This is a genomic window from Desulfovibrio sp. 1214_IL3152, assembly GCF_036763055.1.
In the GTDB taxonomy this organism is placed as follows: Bacteria; Desulfobacterota; Desulfovibrionia; order Desulfovibrionales; family Desulfovibrionaceae; genus Desulfovibrio.
Genome location: NZ_JBAIYW010000374.1, coordinates 1 through 4070 on the forward strand (window position 1 = coordinate 1; position 4070 = coordinate 4070).

Consider the following 4070-nt stretch of genomic DNA (forward strand, 5'->3'; position numbering starts at 1 on the left):
CAGGGCAAAGACGCTTCAGGGCAGCCCGGCGGCACAACGCCCGACGCCGAAGGCGGCGAAGCACCGCAGAACAACTGGCACGAATTTTCAAAGCTGACCGGGGCCATCATTGCGCGCTCCATTCTTTTTGTGGGCTTCAACACCTTTATTCCCCTGTACTGGGTGAACGGCTTTGGGCAGAGCAAAACCGCCGGGGCCGTAGCCCTGACCATTTTCTGCACTTTCGGGGTTGCCAGCAACATTCTGGGCGGCGTACTGGCCGACAGGCACGGCTTCAGGGTCATCGTGCGTCTGGGCTTTGCCCTGATGACGCCCGCCGTGCTGGCTTTCGGCCTGCTGCCCAACCTTTATGCCGCTTATGCCCTGCTGCCCCTGCTCGGCTTTGTGCTCTACGCGCCCTTCAGTTCTCTGGTGGTTCTGGGGCAGACTTACCTTGCCCGCAATATCGGTTTTGCCTCGGGCATTACCCTGGGCCTGGCCACCAGCCTGGGGGGCGTGTTCGCTCCGCTGCTGGGCTGGATCGCCGACAATCACGGGCTGCCGCGCACCTTTCAGTGCCTGGCCGTGGTAGCCTTTATCGGCACGGTATTCGCCTTTGCCCTGCGCGAACATACGGCAAAGGTTCCGGCAAGGGCGGCGCGAAGATAGCCCCTCCGCCACGCACAGTTACGAACATTCAAAAAGCCCCTGTATCGGCATTCCCGGTACAGGGGCTTTTTTCGTCCGCTGTCGTGGTGCATGCCGGTTTTCACCCGCGCCTGCTCACAGAACACCCCGCGTTACGGAACGAAAGCAGATCAGCCCGCCCCCACGGAGTGTGCGCCATGTCAGTTTGTGTGCGAAAAATCATGTGCCAGATGTTTATAACGCGAATAACATAATGTTATTATTTAAATAATATAAAATTTTAAATGTTCTTTTTAGCAAAAACAGATCCGCCCGGGCAAATCTCGTTGCTTCGGGCGGATACCAGCCAATCTTGCAGCCGGATGTGCCTGATGTTTCCTTGGCGTAAAAACAGGTGCGCAAACTGTTCCTATCTTATGCAAGAATACAATATAAATGAATATATTTCAGAGCTACCCTGTTCTTTCCGTATGCGCAAAAAGGCAGCCCGGAAACCGGCAGGAAGGAGAGCCACCGGTTTCCGGACTGTTTACACGGGCTGCGCCCTGGGCCGCTCGGGGTGCGGCATCTTCCTCGACACTGTCTAGAGTTTTGTCTCATACCTGCGCAGCACCGAAGCTCCGTCGGTGCGGATGATCTTGAGCCAGCAGAAGGTCAGCAGCAACGAGGGCAATGCCATAAGCGCGCCGGAGAAGTTGCCGAACATCTTGGCAACACCGAGGCCGCCCATGCAGATCATGCCCAGAGCCAGAACGCACTGCACGAGGCACCAGAAGGTACGGGTGCAGGCGGTGCGGCTCGGAATCGGGGCTGAGGCGACGGGTGGCCGTGCTGGCGACCACATAGGAACCGGAGTTGACCGTGGTTGCCAGAAAGATGGTGGACAGCAGGCAGTACGCCACGAGCACCAGTTCCTTGAAGGGCAGCGTGCCAAGCACGGCAACCATTGCGGCGGCCCCGCCCTCTGTCTTGAGAATGCTTACGACGTCGAGAATGCCCGCATGCTGTACATAGAGCGAATAGGAACCAAAGATGCCGTGCATCAGACAGCCGCCGGAAACCGTACCCGTCATGTCCCACAAAATGATTTCACGCACGGTGCGCCCGCGTGAAATGCGCGCGATGAACAGCCCCATGAAAGGCCCGAAGCCTGCCCAGAACAAGGCGTAAAAAATGGTCCAGTCCTGTGGAAAGCTGCCGCCGCCCCAGGGATCTGTCCAGAACACCATGTTGGGATAGTTTCCGAGCCACTTGCCGAAGGCATTGGTGAAGATATTGAAAAGCTGCACCGTCGGCCCGCAAAAGAAGCAATAGGCCGCCAGCATCAGGGCCAGAATCACGTTCACGTCGCTCAGCCACCTGATGCCCTTGTCCAGCCCCCGATAAACCGTATACCCCGCCACCAGACCGCTTTGGCATGCTTATTGATTAACCATGCGGCATCACACAGCAATCTCATGCTCGTCATGCATCACCAAGGAGGTTTATACTTATGTCCGCCAAAGCCAAACGCGCCGTCCTCATCGGCTATGACTGCCTTATCCCCAAGAGGCTTGAACATATGCTGGCCCAGGGAGGGCTGGACAATTTCCGCAAGTTCATGAACGAAGGCAGCTACATTCCCGAAGGGTTCAACCTGCCTACGGTCACCCCGCCCTCCTGGGCCACCATCTGCACCGGCGCATGGCCCCGCACCCACGGCGTGGAAGACTATTACTACTATCATGAAGGCCGCAGCCTGGACTATAAAGAAACCACCCAGGCCTTCGGCTCCGACATCCTCACCGCCCAGACCATCTGGGACGCCTGGGACAAGGCGGGCAAAAAGTGTCTTGTGATCAACTACCCCATGTCCTGGCCGTCCAAGATGGACAAGGGCGTCATGATCATGGGCGAGGGCCTCAGCCCCGCCGAAACACGCTGGCCCCTGCACGGCAACGAGCACAAGGAATTTCTCTGCTCTGAAAGCGTGATCTCCACCGACTACTACCCCATGGGCGCGCAGGGCGTTTTTGATGACGCCAAAGGCTGGAAAAACCTGCCCGAAGGCGACGAACCGCTGGAAATGACCGTCAACATGACCTTCAAGGAATCCACCGAACCCCTTGAGGATCAGGTATGGCACTGTCTTGTCTGGCAAAGCGAAGACGACGGCTATGACCGCATGGCCCTGTGCCCCGAAAAAGACTACGCCAAGGCATTTTTCACCATCACCCTGGGCGCGTGGAGCGAACCCGTGCAGCACGACTTTACCATAAAGGCCGATGGCCGTACGGAAAAGGGCGTGTTTCGCTGCAAGCTCATGCAGCTGTCTGACGATGCTGAAGAATTCAAGCTTTACGTGTCCGGCATAGCGGGCCGCTGCGGCTTTGTTGCGCCTGCCGAAGCCGCCGCCCACATTGATTTTTCCAAAGACATCACGGCCAACGACATCGGTCTTGTGGCCTACCTGCACGGCATCATCGACACCGACACCGTGTGCGAACTTGTGGAATTTCACAGCGCATGGCTGTGGAACACCATCAGCTCGCTCATCAAGGCCAACCCGGACTGGGATCTGCTTTACATGCACTCCCACCCCATTGACTGGTTCTATCACGGCTGGCTCAGCGAACTGGACAGCAAGGACGATGCCGTGCGCGCCCGCGCCGAAAAAATGGAACGCCACATCTACGAAGTGGAAGACCGCCTGCTGGGCCGCCTGACGGACATCATGGGCGATGAGACCCTCATGTGCGTCTGCTCCGACCACGGCGCGACCCCCATGGGGCCGATCCTCAATACGGCCCACGCCCTCAAAGAGGCCGGGCTGTGCTCCTACGAGCCTAAAAAGTCGGAAAATTACTGGGATATTTACGAAGAAACCGAAGGTTTCAACTACGTGCTCGACGTGAGCAAGTCCGCGGCCGTGCCTCAGCGCTACATGTTTGTCTACGTCAACCTGAAGGACAAATACCCCGGCGGCATTGTGGAAGCCGAGGACTATGAAAAGGTGCGCGACCAGAGCATTGACGCCCTGCTTGACTACAAACATCCCGAAACCGGCGAACGCCCGGTGCTGCTGGCCGTGCGCCGCGAAGACGCTCATGTGTTCGGCATGGGAGGCGCGCAGGCGGGCGATGTGGTGTACGTGCTCAAGCCCGAATACATGGCCGAGCACGGCTATGGCCTGCCCACGGGCGAATCCGGCTGCGGCAGCCTGAAGAACCTGCTCATGTTCCGCGGGCCGAACATCAAAAAGGGTTACCGCTACACGCGCCCGCGCTGGCTGGCCGACATCGTGCCCACCTTCTGCTACGTGACCGGCAACCCCATTCCTGAAGACGCCGAAGGCGCGCCCATTTATCAGATCATGGAAAACCCCGATCTGGTGGACTAGCCCCGAATTCGCAACCGGCGGGGTACGCCCCGCATCAGACGCGCCCATACCCCACGCCGGGCGA

Annotated in this window: 3 protein-coding genes; 2 read left to right on the forward strand and 1 reads right to left on the reverse strand. The window is 58.4% G+C overall.

Annotated features, from left to right (window positions below; all coding sequences use genetic code 11):
• Positions 1 to 648 (forward strand): MFS transporter (locus V6C07_RS08065; RefSeq protein WP_333535860.1); only part of this gene is annotated, 648 nt, incomplete at its 5' end.
• 575 nt (positions 649 to 1223) lie between these two features.
• Here V6C07_RS08065 and V6C07_RS08070 read toward each other — a convergent pair.
• The gene (locus V6C07_RS08070; protein WP_333535862.1) at positions 1224 to 2030 is read right to left on the reverse strand and encodes a BCCT family transporter; all 807 of its coding nucleotides are present in this window, start codon (positions 2028 to 2030) and stop codon (positions 1224 to 1226) included.
• An 89-nt stretch (positions 2031 to 2119) separates the two neighbouring features.
• On the opposite strand from V6C07_RS08070, the gene V6C07_RS08075 reads away from it, so the two are divergent.
• A complete protein-coding gene (locus tag V6C07_RS08075; RefSeq protein ID WP_333535864.1) occupies positions 2120 to 4006 on the forward strand; it encodes an alkaline phosphatase family protein in 1887 nt (628 codons plus the stop codon).
• The last annotated feature ends 64 nt before the right edge of the window (positions 4007 to 4070 follow it).